The organism is Longimicrobium terrae (assembly GCF_014202995.1).
In the GTDB taxonomy this organism is placed as follows: Bacteria; Gemmatimonadota; Gemmatimonadetes; order Longimicrobiales; family Longimicrobiaceae; genus Longimicrobium; species Longimicrobium terrae.
Genome location: NZ_JACHIA010000003.1, coordinates 251,782 through 266,407, shown reverse-complemented (window position 1 = coordinate 266,407; position 14,626 = coordinate 251,782). Strand labels below are relative to the sequence as shown.

The following is a 14,626-nucleotide window of genomic DNA, read 5'->3' as shown; positions in this document are numbered from 1 at the left end:
AGATGGAGGAAAACGAGAACGGCCGCGCGGGGGCGCGGCCGTTCTGAGTTTTCCGGTGGCGGTCCGCGTCAGCAGCCGCCGTCGGTAAGCACGCCCTGGTTGGTGATGCGCTGCGGGCGCAGTCCCAGCGAGGGCTCCAGCGGCGTGGCGCAGGCGATGTAGGTGGTTCCGCTCGCCGTGCCCAGCGCAAAGTGGTAGTACTTGCCGTCCGGAAAGTTGGAGTCGGCGCCTTCAAGGTCGTTGATGTCGGTGGCGTACTCACCATCCTGCTGGCGATGGCGTTCCTGCAGCGTGTACAGCTGCTTCAGCAGCGGCGCCGCCTCGGCCTCCTTGGACCGCTTGCTGACCGCGCTGAAGTGGGGAATGGCCAGGGCGGCCAGTACGCCGATGATCACCACGACGATCATCAGTTCGATCAGGGTAAAGCCGCGCCGTGCGGTGGGGAGGGAGGAGGAGGTGCACATGCCGCGGCTCCGGAGGGAAGGGAACGTCCATGAAGAAACAGGCGAGGGGGCCGGACCAGCCGGCCCCCTCGTCACTCAGCCAGCGGGGTTGGATCAGGCGTCGACGCCGGTGGCGCAGTTGCGCGTCTTGGCGGTCAGGCCGGACGAGGTGCCCAGCGCGTTCGGGGTGGCCGTCGCGTTGTTGCCGGTGGTCGAGAAGGTGAAGTACTTGGCGTTCGGCTCTTCCCAGCCCGGCAGGTCGGTGGCGCTCAGCGTGGTGGCGTAGCTGCCGACTTCCTGGAACTTGCTGCCCTGCAGGGTGCAGATCTGCTTGAGCACCGGGCCGGCTTCCGCCTGCTTGGCGTTCTTGGACACCGCGTTGAACTTCGGGATCGCGATGGCGGCAAGGATGCCGATGATCACGACCACGATCATCAGTTCGATCAGGGTGAAGCCCTTGTTGTTGCGAAGGTTGCGCATTTGCTCTGCTCCAGGCGAGATGGACGGGGAAGGGAAACTTCAGCACTGGTCCGTGCTGCCGGGTACGGATAAGGCAACGGGTGTACCATCGGCCACACAAAACGCAAGTGATTGCAGGAGGTGTGTTTAGCGCTGTGTGGCCCGCCGTCTGTTCCCGCCGCACCGGTGCGGAATGCAGGAAGTCACGCAGGATGCACAGGAGAGGTAAAGCGGGATCGGGTAGCAGATGGAGCGGTGGGTGGATAAGGGAGAAGGGACAGGGAATAGGGAGTAGGGAATCGGGACAGATCAACCGCGCGCGCATCTGAGGGGTTCGGCTGCATCGAGACCTCGGGTCGTGTGATTGTGGATGCTGGTCCTCAACCAATCGTCGACCGACCGCCTGGAGCCCAGCGCGGAAGCGGAGCTCGCGCGGGGCGCACGCACCCGCCGGGAATCCAGCGGCTCCCGCTGTCCAATACGGATCCCAGAAAGCTCGTACCAGTCCTGCTGCCGTTGCAAGTGAAGTCCCCCATCTGTTCGGGGGACTTTCCGCTGTGTTGCGGCGACCTCAGTCGCTCCAGCCTGCCCGAACTTAAATGTCCGCTGTACAGAAAAAGCGCCCGCCGCAGCGGAGCGCTCTTCATCCCGGCACGTCTCGGGACGAGCGCCGGAAACGGAAGAGGGGGCCGGATTGCTCCGGCCCCCTCTCCCACCATCAGGTCACGCGTCCGATCAGGCGTCGACGCCGGTGGCGCAGTTGCGCGTCTTGGCGGTCAGGCCGGAGGAGGTGCCCAGCGCGTTCGGGGTGGCCGTCGCGTTGTTGCCGGTGGTCGAGAAAGTGAAGTACTTGGCGTTCGGCTCTTCCCAGCCCGGCAGCGCGGCAACGCTCAGGGTGGTGGCGTAGCTGCCGTCTTCCTGGAACTTGCTGCCCTGCAGGGTGCAGATCTGCTTGAGCACCGGGCCGGCCTCGGCCTGCTTGGCGTTCTTCGAAACAGCGTTGAACTTCGGAATCGCGATGGCGGCAAGGATGCCGATGATCACGACCACGATCATGAGTTCGATCAGGGTGAAGCCCTTGTTGTTGCGAAGGTTGCGCATGCTCTGCTCCAGGCGAGGTAAAATAGGGGGGCGGCGTCAGCACCATCCGTGCGGCCGTCCACGGATAAGGCAACGGGTGTACCGCACCCCTCACAAAATGCCAAGTGCTTGCAGCAATGATGTTTAGGGTTGCTGTGCACCCCTGTTTGCCCGGGCTGGACCGGTGCGGAATGCAGGAACTCAGGCAGGATGCACTGCACGGCGGAAAGCCGCTGGCCCGGGTAGAAATGGGCAGCGGCACGGGCGCGAGCGCCGCTGAACGTCCGCGGCATGTCGTGATGACGAACCGTTGCCGCGGGGGGTCACATGCGGAAGCGGTGCGGTGGATGGGAAGGGCAGGGTGGTCTGCCGGAAACGAAAAGAACTCCCGCCGGGACGAATCCCGCGGGAGTTCTCTGCATTACACCGGCGCAGGGCCGGCATGGGACAGGATGAATCAGCAGCCGGCGCTGGTGTGGAGCGTGGCGTTGCCGTCCATGCTGAACGTCTCCAGGCCGTGCGCCGTGCCTTCCGCGTTGGGCGTGGCGATGGCGCAGAAGCCGGTGGCGTGCGCGACCAGGCTCAGGTCGTAGTACTTGCCGCCCGTCATTTCCGGGCCGCCTTCCAGCTGGGCCATGTCGGTGGTGTAGAAACCTTCACGGGCGTGGTAGCGCTCCTGCAGCGTGGCGATCTGCCGCAGTAAGGGCCGCGCCTCGCTTTCCTTGGCGCGCTTGCTGACCGAGGTGAACTTGGGGATGGCGATGGCGGCCAGGATCCCGATGATGACCACCACCATCATCAGTTCGATCAGCGTAAAGCCGCGGCGGCCGCGAGCGGGGCGAATCATTTCGCGCATGGGGTCCGGCACGGGTAAGAGGGAGAGGAAGAAAGGGGGCCGGAAGCGAACTTCCGGCCCCCTTTCAAACCATCAGGTCAGACCCGCGGATCAGGTCTCGGCGCCGGTCGCGCAGTCGCGCGTCTTGGCGACCAGGCCGGACGAGGTGCCCAGCGCGTTCGGGGTGGCCGTCGCGTTGTTGCCGGTGGTGGTGAACGTGAAGTACTTGGCGTTCGGCTCTTCCCAGCCCGGCAGCGCGGTGGCGCTCAGGGTGGTGGCGTAGCTGCCGTCTTCCTGGAACTTGCTGCCCTGCAGGGTGCAGATCTGCTTGAGCACCGGGCCGGCCTCGGCCTGCTTCGCATTCTTCGAAACAGCGTTGAACTTCGGAATCGCGATGGCGGCAAGAATGCCGATGATCACGACCACGATCATCAGTTCGATCAGGGTGAAGCCCTTGTTGTTGCGAAGGTTGCGCATTGCTTTGCTCCAGGTGAGTTGGACTGGGTGGGGCGACTTCAGCACTGCTCCGTGCTGCCGGCCACGGATAAGGCAACGGGTATACCATCGGGAAGGAAAATCGCAACTCATTGTAAAATAGCAGTTTAGGTTGTGTCTCTGCCTGCGCGTGCCCTGCCATTTGCGGCAGAATGTGCAAGAGTCCTTGCACCCTGCAAGACGCCCCGGTCCACCCTTCAACTCGCCCCGTGCCATCCACATCGCGGGCTTGCTCCTCAGGTCAGGACGCGTACCTCACGCCGGACTGTTCCTCGTCCGCGGCCCATCATCAACTGCGCATCCGCGTCAGGTGCCATCCCCGACGCGTGCCCTCAACCGTGCCGGGCGGCTGCGATTCAGAGCAGGTCATCGACCGAACAACACGAGCAAGGAGGGGCATCAACGAAAAACTCCCGCCGGGACGAATCCCGCGGGAGTTCTCTGCATAATGCAGGCGGCACGATCACCCGGAGCGCGTCAGCAGCCGGCGCTGGTGTGGATGATGGCGCCGCCGTCCATGCTGAAGGTGTTGAGGCCGTGCGCCGTGCCTTCCGCGTTGGGCGTGGCGATGGCGCAGAAGCCGGTGGCATGCGCGACCAGGCTCAGGTCGTAGTACTTGCCGCCCGTCATTTCCGGACCGCCCTCCAGCTGGGCCATGCTGGTGGTGTACACGCCTTCCCGCGCGTGGTAGCGCTCCTGCAGCGTGGCGATCTGGCGCAGCAGCGGCGCCGCCTCGCTCTCCTTGGCGCGCTTGGTCACCGAGGTGAACTTGGGGATCGCCAGCGCGGCCAGGATCCCGATGATGACCACCACGATCATCAGTTCGATCAGGGTAAAGCCGCGGCGGCCGCGAGCGGGGCGGATAAGATCGCGCATGGTCCGGCACAGGGGAGAGGGAAAAGGAAAGGGGGCCGGAAGCGAACTTCCGGCCCCCTCGTTCAGGCAATCAGGTCAGGACCGATGGATCAGGTCTCGGCGCCGGTGGCGCAGTCGCGCGTCTTGGCGGTCAGGCCGGACGAAGTGCCCAGCGTGTTCGGCGTGGCCGTCGCGTTGTTGCCGGTGGTCGAGAAGGTGAAGTACTTGGCGTTCGGCTCTTCCCAGCCCGGCAGCGCGGTGGTGCTCAGCGTGGTGGCGTAGCTGCCGTCTTCCTGGAACTTGCTGCCCTGCAGGGTGCAGATCTGCTTGAGCACCGGGCCGGCCTCGGCCTGCTTCGCATTCTTCGAAACAGCGTTGAACTTCGGAATCGCGATGGCGGCAAGAATGCCGATGATCACGACCACGATCATCAGTTCGATCAGGGTGAAGCCCTTGTTGTTGCGAAGGTTGCGCATCTCTGTACTCCAGGTAGGGTGACTGCGTGGGGCGACTTCAGCACTGCTCCGTGCTGCTGGGGACGGATAAGGCAACGGGTGTACCACGTGCCGTGCAAAAGGAAAATCGTTGCGGCGCTTGGACTTATCGCCGGTTTCCGCCCTCCGGGCCCCCGTGCGGCCGGCCAAATCTGCACGATTCCTTGCACGCTGCACGATCCGCCCATCGCCGCGCCGCGCCGCGGCATGCGCCGGCACCAACGGCACCGTTGTTCCGCCGTGCCGCCAAACGTATCTTGCGCCCGCCGCGCCGTCCGGCGCTTTTCGCTCCGGCTCCTCATCCCCGTCCAGGATCGCCCTGATGAACACCCGTCGAATCACCGGCCTGCTGCTCGCCGGGGCTGCCCTGTGCTCCCTTCCCGCCGGGGCCGCCCACGCGCAGCGCCAGCCCTCCGCGGGTGCGGCCGGAAGCATCCGCGTGGGGCAGTCGGTGAACGGCACGCTCGCCGCGTCCACCCCCAGCATGACGGAGCGCGGGCGCTTTCGCGTCTATTCGTTTCAGGCACAGGCCGGGCGCCGGTACGTGGCCACTCTGCAGGGCACGGAGTTCGACCCGTTCGTAAGCCTGGCGCGCACCGTGGGCGGCGTGACCGACTACATCGCCTCCGACGACGACGGCGGCGGCGGAACCAATGCGCGGCTCCGCTTCGTGGTGCCGGCCACCGGCACCTACATGCTGGTGGCGCAGTCGCTGAGCCTGGAGGGCGTGGGCGCGTTCACGCTGCGGCTGGACACCGTGGCGCGCCGGCCGCTGGCCATCAGCGCCCTGCGCGTGGGGCAGACGCTGAGCGCCGCGCTCACCGAGGCGGATGCGGAATACGACGCCACGCCGGGCCGCTACGACGTGTACCGCGTGCGCGGGCAGGCGGGGCAGCGGGTGCGGCTGCGCATGGAGATGGGCGACAACGTGCCCAACCTGATCGTGGGCCACATGGAGAACGGCGAGTTCGTGGCCGACGATGAGGAAGGGCCCCAGGGCGAGCAGATCAACGCGGTCATCCCCGACAGCGGCGCCCTTCTGGTGCAGGCCGGCGCCATGGGCGGCGAACTGGGCGAGTACACCGTGTCGGTGATGGAGCGCGCCCCGGCCCGCCCCGCGCGCGTGCAGCCCCTCCGCCGCGGCGAGAGCGTGGACGGCACGCTGACGGAGGAAGACCCGGAGGACGAGAACGACGAGCGCCTGTACGATGCGTTCGGCTACACCGGCCGCGCGGGCGAGCGGGTGCGCATCCAGATGACGTCCGAGGACTTCGACACCTTCATCTCCATCGGGCGGATGAACGGCACGGAGTTCCAGGAGATCGCCTCCAACGACGACTCCGAGGACGAGGAAGGCACCAACTCGGTGCTGGAGGTGGAGTTGCCGGAGGACGGGCGCTACGTCATCCGCGCCACCAGCTTCGCGTCCGGCACGACGGGTTCGTACCGGCTGCGCGTTTCCACGCCCTGACCGTCATCCGTGGATCGAAGAACGCCCCCGCCCGGCAGTCCGGGCGGGGGCGTTTCTTCATCCATGGAGGACCGATCCCGATCCGCCGTGCTCAGGACAGGCCGTACACCGAACGCAGCTTGCCGCGCAGGTAGCCCAGCAGCGGCGCGGGGGAAAGCGGCCGGCCGGTGGCGCGCTGGCACAGCTCGGGCGCGGTGTAGCGCCGGCCGTGGGCGTGCACGTTCTGCCGCAGCCACGTCAGCAGCGCGCCGAACTCGCCGCGGCGCACCTGCTCGTCCAGGTCCGGAATCGCGGCGTTGATGGCCTCCCACAGCTGGGCCGCGTACAGGTTGCCCAGCGTGTAGGTGGGAAAGTAGCCCACGGCGCCCATGGACCAGTGGATGTCCTGCATGCAGCCGCGGGCGTCGTCGGGCACCGTGAGCCCCAGGTCCGACTGGATGCGCTCGTTCCATGCGCCGGGCAGGTCGCGTACGGCCAGGTCGCCGCGCAGCATGGCGCGCTCCAGGTCAAAGCGCAGCATGATGTGCAGGTTGTACGTGGCCTCGTCGCTCTCGATGCGGATCAGGTTGGGCTCCACGCGGTTCAGCCCGCGGTACAGCGTGGCCGGGGTGAGGCCGGAGAACGCTTCGGAGCCGGCCTGCGCCTGGAGTTCCGGAAGCGCCCACTCCCAGAACGGCAGCCCGCGGCCCACCAGGTTTTCCCACATCCGCGACTGGCTTTCGTGAATGCCCATGCTGGCGGCTTCCGCCAGGGGCTGCCCGAAGCGCTCCGCCTTGGGAAGGCCCTGCTCGTACAGTCCGTGCCCCACCTCGTGCATGGTGGAGTGCAGCGCGCTCAGAAACTGGCCCTCCTCGTAGCGCGTGGTGAGGCGCGTGTCGCCCGGGCCGGCGCTTTCGCAGAACGGGTGGGTGGAAACGTCCAGCCGGCCCGCCTGGAAGTCGAAGCCCATGCGCTCCACCACGCCCCGGTTGAACGCCTCCTGCCGCGCGATGGAGAGCGGGATGTTCATCCACTCCGTGTCCGGCGCCCTGCCGCTTTCCGTCAGCTCGCGGATGAGCGGGACGAGCCCGGCGCGCAGCTCTCCGAAGATGCCGTCCAGTTCCGCGGCGCGCATGCCGGGCTCATAGCTGTCCAGCAGCGCATCGTACAACTCGCCGCCTTCGGGAACGCCCAGGTGCTCGGCGGTGCGGCGGTTCAGCTCCATCAGCTTTTCCAGCCACGGAGCGAACGCATCGAAATCGCTCCGCTCGCGCGCTTCCCGCCACGTGTGCATGGCCAGCGAGGTGGTTTCCGCCGTTTCGCGCACGAGGGAGACGGGAAGGCGGGTGGCGTGGTCGTAGTCCACCCGCAGGCCGCGCAGGTTGGCAGCGGCGAGCGGGTCGGCCATCAACTCCGTGTCGGCCTGGCAGACGGCGATCAGTTCGCCCAGTTCGGGGCGGGTGCGGCGCTCGTGGACCAGCGACGACAGGAGAGCGGCCTGTTCTCCGCGCAGGGGGGCGGCCTTGTCGGGCATCATGACTTCCTGGTCCCACCCCAGCATGGCGCCCACGGAGCCGAGCGTGGCGATCTCGCGCATTTCGCGCATGAGCTGGTCGTACGGCGTGGCGCCGGGCTGGGCGGGCGCGTCGGCGTGGAGCGTTTCGGTCATCGGGATGATGGATGCGGGAGATGAGCGGTGGACCGGGCGGTTCCGCGGGCGTGCGGCGCGGAACGCGTACGCGGAGGCGCGCGGCAGGTTCCGTGCGCGCGGATGATTTTCGGCCGCTCGCTGCATGAGAGGATCGCGTGATGGGCGGAGTTCGCGGGCGGCCCCCACCCGGGCCGGCACCACCGGCCCACCCTCCCCCGCGAGAGCGAATAAATCCGCCGCTCGAACAGCGGGAACCCCCGACACCGGCCGCTGGCGCGTCCGGTTCGGGGCTTCAACCGCATAGGGGGATGCGCGCACAGGGTCGCCTCCGCAGTCCGCGAAGGCGGACTTCGTGTTTTCGAGGCGCGGTTTCAACCGCCGGGCGAAAGCGCGCCCGTCCGAGCCGCAGCCGGTCCTCGCGCTGAGGTCTCCCTTTCTCCCGCGGAGCGGGGGAGAGGGCCGGGGAGAGGGGGCGTGTCCGACCGCGCGGCACCATCCGGAGTACACGAATCCGCAGTTCTCCCCTCTCCGTGCGGCAGTTTGCACGGGGAAGGGCGGGGGAGGGGCCTCCCGCCCTTCCGGCCGCGCAACATTATCCGAAAAGGGCCAATCTGGGGTGTGCTCCCTCTCCCACATCCGTTCGTGGGAGAGGGTCGTCGTGCGCAGCACGCGGGGTGAGGGCGTCAGCCGGCGGCCGCGCACACCGTCGCCGATCCCACGTCAGCGTTCGCGATCACTTCGCACTCCCGTACTCTCGTACCTTCGGACTCTCGTACTCCTGCACTCCCAACGAAAAACGCGCCGCCCTCCACGGCGGAGGGCGGCGCATCTGTCGTCATCCGGAAACCCGGATCAGTGCATGTCCACCGGCGCGGCGTTGCCCTTGGGCTTGCGCAGCAGCAGCACCGCCGGCGCCACCGCGGCGAACGACACCAGAATCAGCAGCCACGAATCGTTGTACGCCAGCATGGACGCCTGCCGCATCAGCATGCGGTCCATGAGCGCGTAGGCGCCCTTCTGCGCGTCCATCAGCGACGAGCCGTGCTGCACCAGCGTGGCCACCATCCCCTGGTAGCGCGACTGAAACTCCGGGTTGCCCGCGTACATGTTCGCCACCAGGTCCGCCCGGTGGTACTGCACGTGGCGCGTAAGGTACGTGCTGATCAGCGCGATCCCGAACGATCCACCCAGCTGGCGGGAAAGGTTCACCAGACCCGCCGCCTGCTGCGCCTCCTGCGGCTTCAGGCTGCCGAACGCGGCGTTGTTGATGGGGGTGAACAGCAGTCCCATCGCAAGCCCGCGGATGATGAGCGGAAAGCGCGCGTCCGCCTCGCCCGCGGCGGTGGTCAGGTGCCCCAGGTCCCACATGGCCAGGATGAAGAGGCCCATCCCGGCAAAGATCAGGATGCGGGGGTCCACCAGCGGCTTCTTGCCGTTCAGCATCATTCCGCACGCCACGGCCATCACCGCCGTCGCCAGGCCGCCGGGCAGCATGGCCAAGCCCGTTTCCGTGGGCGTAAAGCCGAGCAGCGTCTGCGTGAACAGCGGAAACAGGTAGGCGCCACCGAACAGGCCGAAGCCCAGCACCACGAACAGAAAGATGGAGGCCGCCAACTCGCGGTTCTTGAGCACGCGGAACTCCACCACCGGGTGCTTGTTGCGCGGCGAAAGCTCCCACAACACCAGCCCGATCAGCGAAACGGCCGCGATCACGCTCAAAAATCCGATCATGGGATCGGCGAACCAGTCCTTCTTGTTGCCCTCTTCCAGCACGTACTGCAGCGATCCCACGCCCGCGATCAGCAGCGCGATCCCCGACCAGTCCACCGGCCCGGAACGGCGCACCGCGGAGGGATCGTCATTCAGAAAGGTCGACACCAGCAGCGCGGAAACGATGCCGATGGGAACGTTGATGAAGAAGCACCAGCTCCAGGCGTAGTTGTCGGTGATCCACCCGCCCAGCGTGGGCCCCAGCGTGGGCGCCACGATGATGCCCAGCAGGAAGATGGCCTGCACCATCCCCTGCTCCTCGCGCTTGAAGATCTGCCGGATGGTGGCCTGCGCGGTGGAAAGCAGTGCCGCGCCGCCCGCGCCCTGCACCAGCCGCCACAGCACCAGTTCGCCCAGGCTGCTGGCGGTTCCGCACAGGAACGACGCCACCACGAACAGGATGATGGAGAACGTGAGGTAGCGCTTGCGGCCGAACGTGGCGGCAAAGAACGCCGTCATCGGAAGGACGACGACGTTGGCGAGAATGTACGACGTGCTGACCCAGGCGATTTCTTCGGGCGTCGCGCCCAGGTTGCCGGACATCTGCGGCATGGCCACCACGATGATGGTGGTGTCGAGCACCTCCATCACCGCCGCGGTGATCAGCCCCAGCAGAATCAGCCAGCGGTACGGATAGGCGCCGGGTTCGGCGCTGGCCGCCGGCGGAGGCGGCGCGGCCTCGCTGCGGCGGATTGCGGTTGTGCTCATTCAGGTCCCCACGTGCCCCGCCCAAGGGAAAGAACGGCTCACCGCCGCACGCGGCAGGGCGGACGGAACCCTCCCATCCACACGTCCGCGGCGGCGTTGCGCCGTATCGACGCCCTAAGTATACTCAAGAGTTCAATTACGTGCAACTCTGGATGGCGGAGCGTTTTCGCGACACACGGCGGTCAGGTGATGGAGACGAATTCGGAGCGGGAGGCGCGGGTTCCGCGCTGGGAGCGGCGGCCGGAAGACCGGCCCCAGGAGATCATGGAAGCGGCGCTGCGCGTGTTTGCGGACCGCGGATTCCGCGCGGTGCGGCTGGAGGAGATCGCCGAGGCGGCGGGCGTCACCAAGGGCACGCTGTACCGCTACTTCAAGGGCAAGAACGAACTGCTGTTCCAGGCGCTGGAGCACCGGCAGCAGCTGCGTTCCGAGCGGTTCCGGCAGATGACGGGCGAGGTGGCGGGCCCGGCCTCGGCCAAGCTGCGCCGGCTGCTGAGCGGCGCGCTGGCGGAGTACGTGGACCCGGAGAACGCGCGCCTGCACCGCCTGCTGATGGGCGAGCTGAGCAACGACGCGCCGGAGCTTGCGCGCGAACTGCTGCGCAACACGCTGGTGCGCGGGTGGACGCACGTGCAGAGGCTGATCGAGGAAGGGCAGGCGGCCGGCGAGTTTCGCGCGGACGCCGACGCCGAGGTGGTGGCGCGCATCTTTCTTTCCGGCGTCAGCTACCAGATGCAGCTGTTTCTGAACCCCTGCCTGGGTCCCGGCACGCAGCTGCCGGTGGAGCGCCTGGCCGAGTCCGCCACGGACTTCCTGCTGCACGGCTTGGCGCCGTCTTCTTCCGCGGCCTGAACCGCAGCCGGCGCAGGCGCCCGCTGGAAGCCTCGCGTCCCACACTCAACCCGCTACCACAGTCCGCGAAGGCGGACTTCGTGCCTTTCCAGCGGCGAATTCATTCGCTCCTGGATGGCGGCCGCGCCTGAGCCCGCCACCCCGCCAGATGCGTCCCACACGGATCGGGATGAAAAAGGGCCGGAACCCGCGCGGGGTCCGGCCCTTTCCCATCATCCATCTACCCAAACATCCTCCATCCGCCGCGACGGCTCAGACCTTGAGCTCCGGCGCGGACTCGCCGACGGCATCGGGGTAGCGGGCCAGCACCGGCTCCACCCACTCCGCCAGAAACTCGTCCACCTGCTGCGGCGCGCGGCCCACGTACAGCTCGGGACGCAGGTCCTCTTCCAGCTCCGCGCGCGTGACGCCGAACGCCGGGTCCGCGGCAATGCGGTCCATCAGGTCGTTGGGGCGGCCGTGCTGCTTAACCTGCAGCCCCGCCTGGATGCTGTGCACGCGCACTTTTTCGTGCAGGTCCTGCCGGTCGCCGCCGCCGCGCGCGGCGCGCATCATCAGGTTTTCCGTCGCCATGAACGGAAGCTCCTCCATCAGCCGGCGCCGGATCATCTCGGGATACACCACCATCCCGGACGACACGTTGTGCATCAGCAGCATCACCGCATCCACCGAAAGATAGGCTTCGGGGATGGCGATGCGCTTGTTGGCGGAGTCGTCCAGCGTGCGCTCGAACCACTGGCTGGCCGCGGTGAAGGCCGGGTCGATGGTAAGCGTGATGGCGTGCCGCGCGAGGGCGTTGATCCGCTCGGAGCGCATGGGATTGCGCTTGTACGGCATGGCGGAGGAGCCGATCTGCTGTTCCTCGAACGGCTCTTCCACTTCCTTGAGGTGCGACAGCAGTCGCACGTCGTTGGCGAACTTGGAGGCGGACTGCGCCACGCCGGACAGCGTGCTCAGGCAGGCCGCGTCCACCTTGCGCGGATACGTCTGCCCGCCCACGCCGTACGCCTGCGCAAAGCCCATCTTTTCCGCGATGCGCCGCGTCAGCCGCTCCGCCTTTTCGCCGTCGCCCTGAAAGAGATCGACGAAGCTGGCCTGCGTTCCCGTGGTGCCGCGCGAGCCGTGAAAGCGCAGGGTGCTGATGCGGAACTCCACCTCTTCCAGGTCCAGCAGCAGGTCCTGGATCCACAGCGTCGCACGTTTGCCGACCGTCGTGGGCTGCGCGGGCTGAAAGTGCGTAAAGCCCAGCGTGGCCAGATCGCGGTGCTCGCGCGCGAACGCCGACAGCCCCGCGACCACGGCCACGATCCGCCTGGCGACCAGGCGCAGCGCTTCGCGGTGCTGGATGAGGTCCGTGTTGTCGCCCACGTACGCGCTGGTGGCGCCCAGGTGGATGATGGCGCGGGCTTCGGGCGCCTGCTCGCCCAGGTGGTGGACGTGCGCCATCACGTCGTGGCGAAGCTGGCGCTCCAGTTCACCGGCGCGCTTCAGGTCGAAGTCGTCCAGGTGATCGCGCAGCGCGGCCAGCGCGGCATCGGGGATGGGGAGACCCAGTTCCTGCTCGGTTTCCGCCAGCGCCAGCCACAGCCGCCGCCATGTGCCGAACTTGAACTTCGGCGAAAAGATGTACGACATCTCCGCCGAGGCGTAGCGCTCGGTGAGCGGATTGGAATATCGGTCGATGGACATCGTGTGTTGGCATTCCTTGGTTGTAGTCTCCACCGAAGATCGGGTTCAAAACGAAAAATGCTGATTCTGCGGTGGAGGACTGAATGCGCGGTCGACCAAGTCGTGGAAGATCGTTTCAGCAAGCTCCTCTGAGGGTAGAGGCTCGCCATCACCGTCTTCTCGCCACACCCACTGCTCATCCAAGAGGTCTAGCTCGTACCTCGTTTCGTTGGCGGGGTCTGCCCTCATCATTCGCCCCCCATGCGGAAGAACATAATGAAAGCCCCAAGCCATTACGGAGAGTTTGGCGTCGGTTAAAGAATTATGGTACGGATTATCCCACCGCACTGTCGTGCTGATCGTGCCCAGGTGAACCACCCAGAGAGGATTCTGCCCTTCGACAGAGGATTGTAGTTCTGCCGCTGTTCCGACTTCCTCGGACTTAGAACGGAGCGAGGAGATAAGGGCTGCAATCACTTCGTTCGCCACTGCTCCGATGTCAGGAGCTCGGAGCCGTTTTAGGCGAGCTTCTTCTTGGCGGCGCTCAGCGGCCAGCCTTTTAGCTTTGGCGACGACGGATTCTCGTACTGCGTGATCTTTGGGCAAGGAGGCGATCTCCTGACGAAAGTGGTGAGCTATCTGGGCGTGCTGATCACTACGGCACCAGGCGGGGGCCGCGGGGGCGCGGCGGCTCCATCCCGGCATCCGCGGGATAGCTGACGGCGGTGAGAAACAAGCCTTCCGGCGGCGCGGGGGGCGACGTCTCCAGCCCCTCCTCTCCCGCCAGGAGCGCGGCCATGTGATCCGACGGCCGCTGCCCCAGCCCGATGTCCACCAGCGTGCCCACCAGGTACCGCACCATGTGGTGCAGAAATCGGTTGGCGGTGACGTGGAACTCCAGCCCGATCCCCTCCCACGGCGCCCAGCGCGCGGCGGCCACGGTGCAGCGATCGCCGCGCTCTTCCTGGCCGGCCTTGGCGAACGCGCGGAACGAGTGGTCGCCTAGGATGGCGGCCGACGCGCGCTCCATGGCCAGAAGGTCCACCGGGCGCACCAGCGGCCAGCACCAGGGCGAGCGAAAGGGCGAATCCGCCTCGGACGCCAGGCCCACGCGGTAAACGTAGGAGCGCGCCGTGGCATCGTACCGCGGATGAAAGTACGGCGCGGCGAGCGCGGCGTCGGCTACCCACACGTCGTCCGGGAGGAGCGCGTTCATGGCGCGGCGCAGCGACTGCGCGGTCCAGCGCACGGGGACGTCGGCGGCGGCCACCTGGCCGGTGGCGTGCACGCCGCGGTCGGTGCGCCCCGCGCCCACGACGGCGCACGGGCCCGCGGTAAGCTTGCCCAGGACGCGCTCCAGTTCGCCCTGCACGGTGCGCTGGTCGGGCTGCACCTGCCAGCCCGCGAAGCCGCGCCCGTCGTAGTGGATGATGAAGCGGATCCGGTGCCGGTCAGGGGTGTTCATGGGGCCGAAAGTATGCGGCGGGGCGGGGGAAGGGAAGTGCGCGGGGGGCGATCGTGCGAACCCGGCCAGAGGTGGTACCGGTGTGCGCGGCGCAGGCGCAAAGCGAGCGGCGGACGGAAGCCGCCACGGGCCGTGCGGTGGAGGATCGGTCGCGGCGTGCGGGGCCGAGATTGCAGGCGGCCCCCACCCGGGCCGGCACCACCGGCCCACCCTCCCCCAAAAAAGACTGGGGGAGGGTTGGGCGGGGGCGGAAAGTCCGTCATGCGAGGCGAGGAGCGGCGCGTGCGCGGAGGGCGTTGAGCGAATAAATCCGCCGCTCGAACAGCGGGAAGCCCCGACTCGCGGCCGCTGACGCGTCCACGATCGGGGCTTCAACTGCGTTGGGGACAGCGCGTGGGAGG

General features: G+C 67.3%; 14 protein-coding genes. 2 read left to right on the top strand and 12 right to left on the bottom strand.

The window, feature by feature from the left end:
* Window positions 1-68 precede the first annotated feature (68 nt).
* From HNQ61_RS29175 to HNQ61_RS29515, 7 genes are all read right to left on the bottom strand, one after another.
* Window positions 69-464, bottom strand: coding sequence for a type IV pilin protein (locus HNQ61_RS29175; protein ID WP_170039379.1), 396 nt, complete (start codon window positions 462-464; stop codon window positions 69-71).
* Window positions 465-557: 93 nt separating this feature from the next.
* A complete protein-coding gene (locus HNQ61_RS29520; protein ID WP_170039377.1) occupies window positions 558-923 on the bottom strand; it encodes a prepilin-type N-terminal cleavage/methylation domain-containing protein in 366 nt (121 codons plus the stop codon).
* Window positions 924-1,637: 714 nt separating this feature from the next.
* Window positions 1,638-2,003, bottom strand: coding sequence for a type IV pilin protein (locus HNQ61_RS29165; protein ID WP_205762142.1), 366 nt, complete (start codon window positions 2,001-2,003; stop codon window positions 1,638-1,640).
* Window positions 2,004-2,439: 436 nt separating this feature from the next.
* Window positions 2,440-2,838, bottom strand: coding sequence for a type IV pilin protein (locus HNQ61_RS07290; protein WP_170039375.1), 399 nt, complete (start codon window positions 2,836-2,838; stop codon window positions 2,440-2,442).
* A gap of 90 nt (window positions 2,839-2,928) precedes the next feature.
* On the bottom strand, window positions 2,929-3,294 hold the full coding sequence (locus HNQ61_RS28240; RefSeq protein ID WP_205762140.1) for a type IV pilin protein: 366 nt from the start codon (window positions 3,292-3,294) through the stop codon (window positions 2,929-2,931).
* A 495-nt stretch (window positions 3,295-3,789) separates the two neighbouring features.
* On the bottom strand, window positions 3,790-4,188 hold the full coding sequence (locus HNQ61_RS28595; protein ID WP_170039373.1) for a type IV pilin protein: 399 nt from the start codon (window positions 4,186-4,188) through the stop codon (window positions 3,790-3,792).
* Between the two features lie 89 nt (window positions 4,189-4,277).
* Window positions 4,278-4,643 (bottom strand): prepilin-type N-terminal cleavage/methylation domain-containing protein, encoded by a 366-nt coding sequence (locus tag HNQ61_RS29515; RefSeq protein WP_170039371.1) that lies wholly within the window; start codon window positions 4,641-4,643, stop codon window positions 4,278-4,280.
* 340 nt (window positions 4,644-4,983) lie between these two features.
* Between HNQ61_RS29515 and HNQ61_RS07270 the strand changes: the two genes are divergently transcribed.
* A complete protein-coding gene (locus HNQ61_RS07270; RefSeq protein WP_170039369.1) occupies window positions 4,984-6,132 on the top strand; it encodes a PPC domain-containing protein in 1,149 nt (382 codons plus the stop codon).
* Between the two features lie 91 nt (window positions 6,133-6,223).
* On the opposite strand, the gene HNQ61_RS07265 is transcribed toward HNQ61_RS07270, so the two are convergent.
* Both HNQ61_RS07265 and HNQ61_RS07260 read right to left on the bottom strand, forming a co-directional pair.
* Window positions 6,224-7,780, bottom strand: a complete 1,557-nt coding sequence (locus HNQ61_RS07265) for a carboxypeptidase M32 (protein WP_170039367.1) — start codon at window positions 7,778-7,780, stop codon at window positions 6,224-6,226.
* 834 nt (window positions 7,781-8,614) lie between these two features.
* The gene (locus tag HNQ61_RS07260) at window positions 8,615-10,240 is read right to left on the bottom strand and encodes a DHA2 family efflux MFS transporter permease subunit (protein WP_170036017.1); all 1,626 of its coding nucleotides are present in this window, start codon (window positions 10,238-10,240) and stop codon (window positions 8,615-8,617) included.
* Between the two features lie 189 nt (window positions 10,241-10,429).
* Here HNQ61_RS07260 and HNQ61_RS07255 point away from each other — a divergent pair, with 189 nt between their 5' ends.
* Window positions 10,430-11,092, top strand: a complete 663-nt coding sequence (locus HNQ61_RS07255; protein WP_170036018.1) for a TetR/AcrR family transcriptional regulator — start codon at window positions 10,430-10,432, stop codon at window positions 11,090-11,092.
* 252 nt (window positions 11,093-11,344) lie between these two features.
* Here HNQ61_RS07255 and purB read toward each other — a convergent pair whose 3' ends face one another.
* From purB to truA, 3 genes are all read right to left on the bottom strand, one after another.
* Entirely contained in the window at window positions 11,345-12,781 is a 1,437-nt protein-coding gene (gene purB / locus HNQ61_RS07250) for an adenylosuccinate lyase (RefSeq protein ID WP_170036019.1), read from the bottom strand.
* A 45-nt stretch (window positions 12,782-12,826) separates the two neighbouring features.
* A complete protein-coding gene (locus HNQ61_RS07245) occupies window positions 12,827-13,249 on the bottom strand; it encodes a hypothetical protein (RefSeq protein ID WP_221305254.1) in 423 nt (140 codons plus the stop codon).
* Between the two features lie 166 nt (window positions 13,250-13,415).
* Entirely contained in the window at window positions 13,416-14,225 is an 810-nt protein-coding gene (gene truA / locus HNQ61_RS07240) for a tRNA pseudouridine(38-40) synthase TruA (RefSeq protein WP_170036021.1), read from the bottom strand.
* Window positions 14,226-14,626 lie beyond the last annotated feature (401 nt).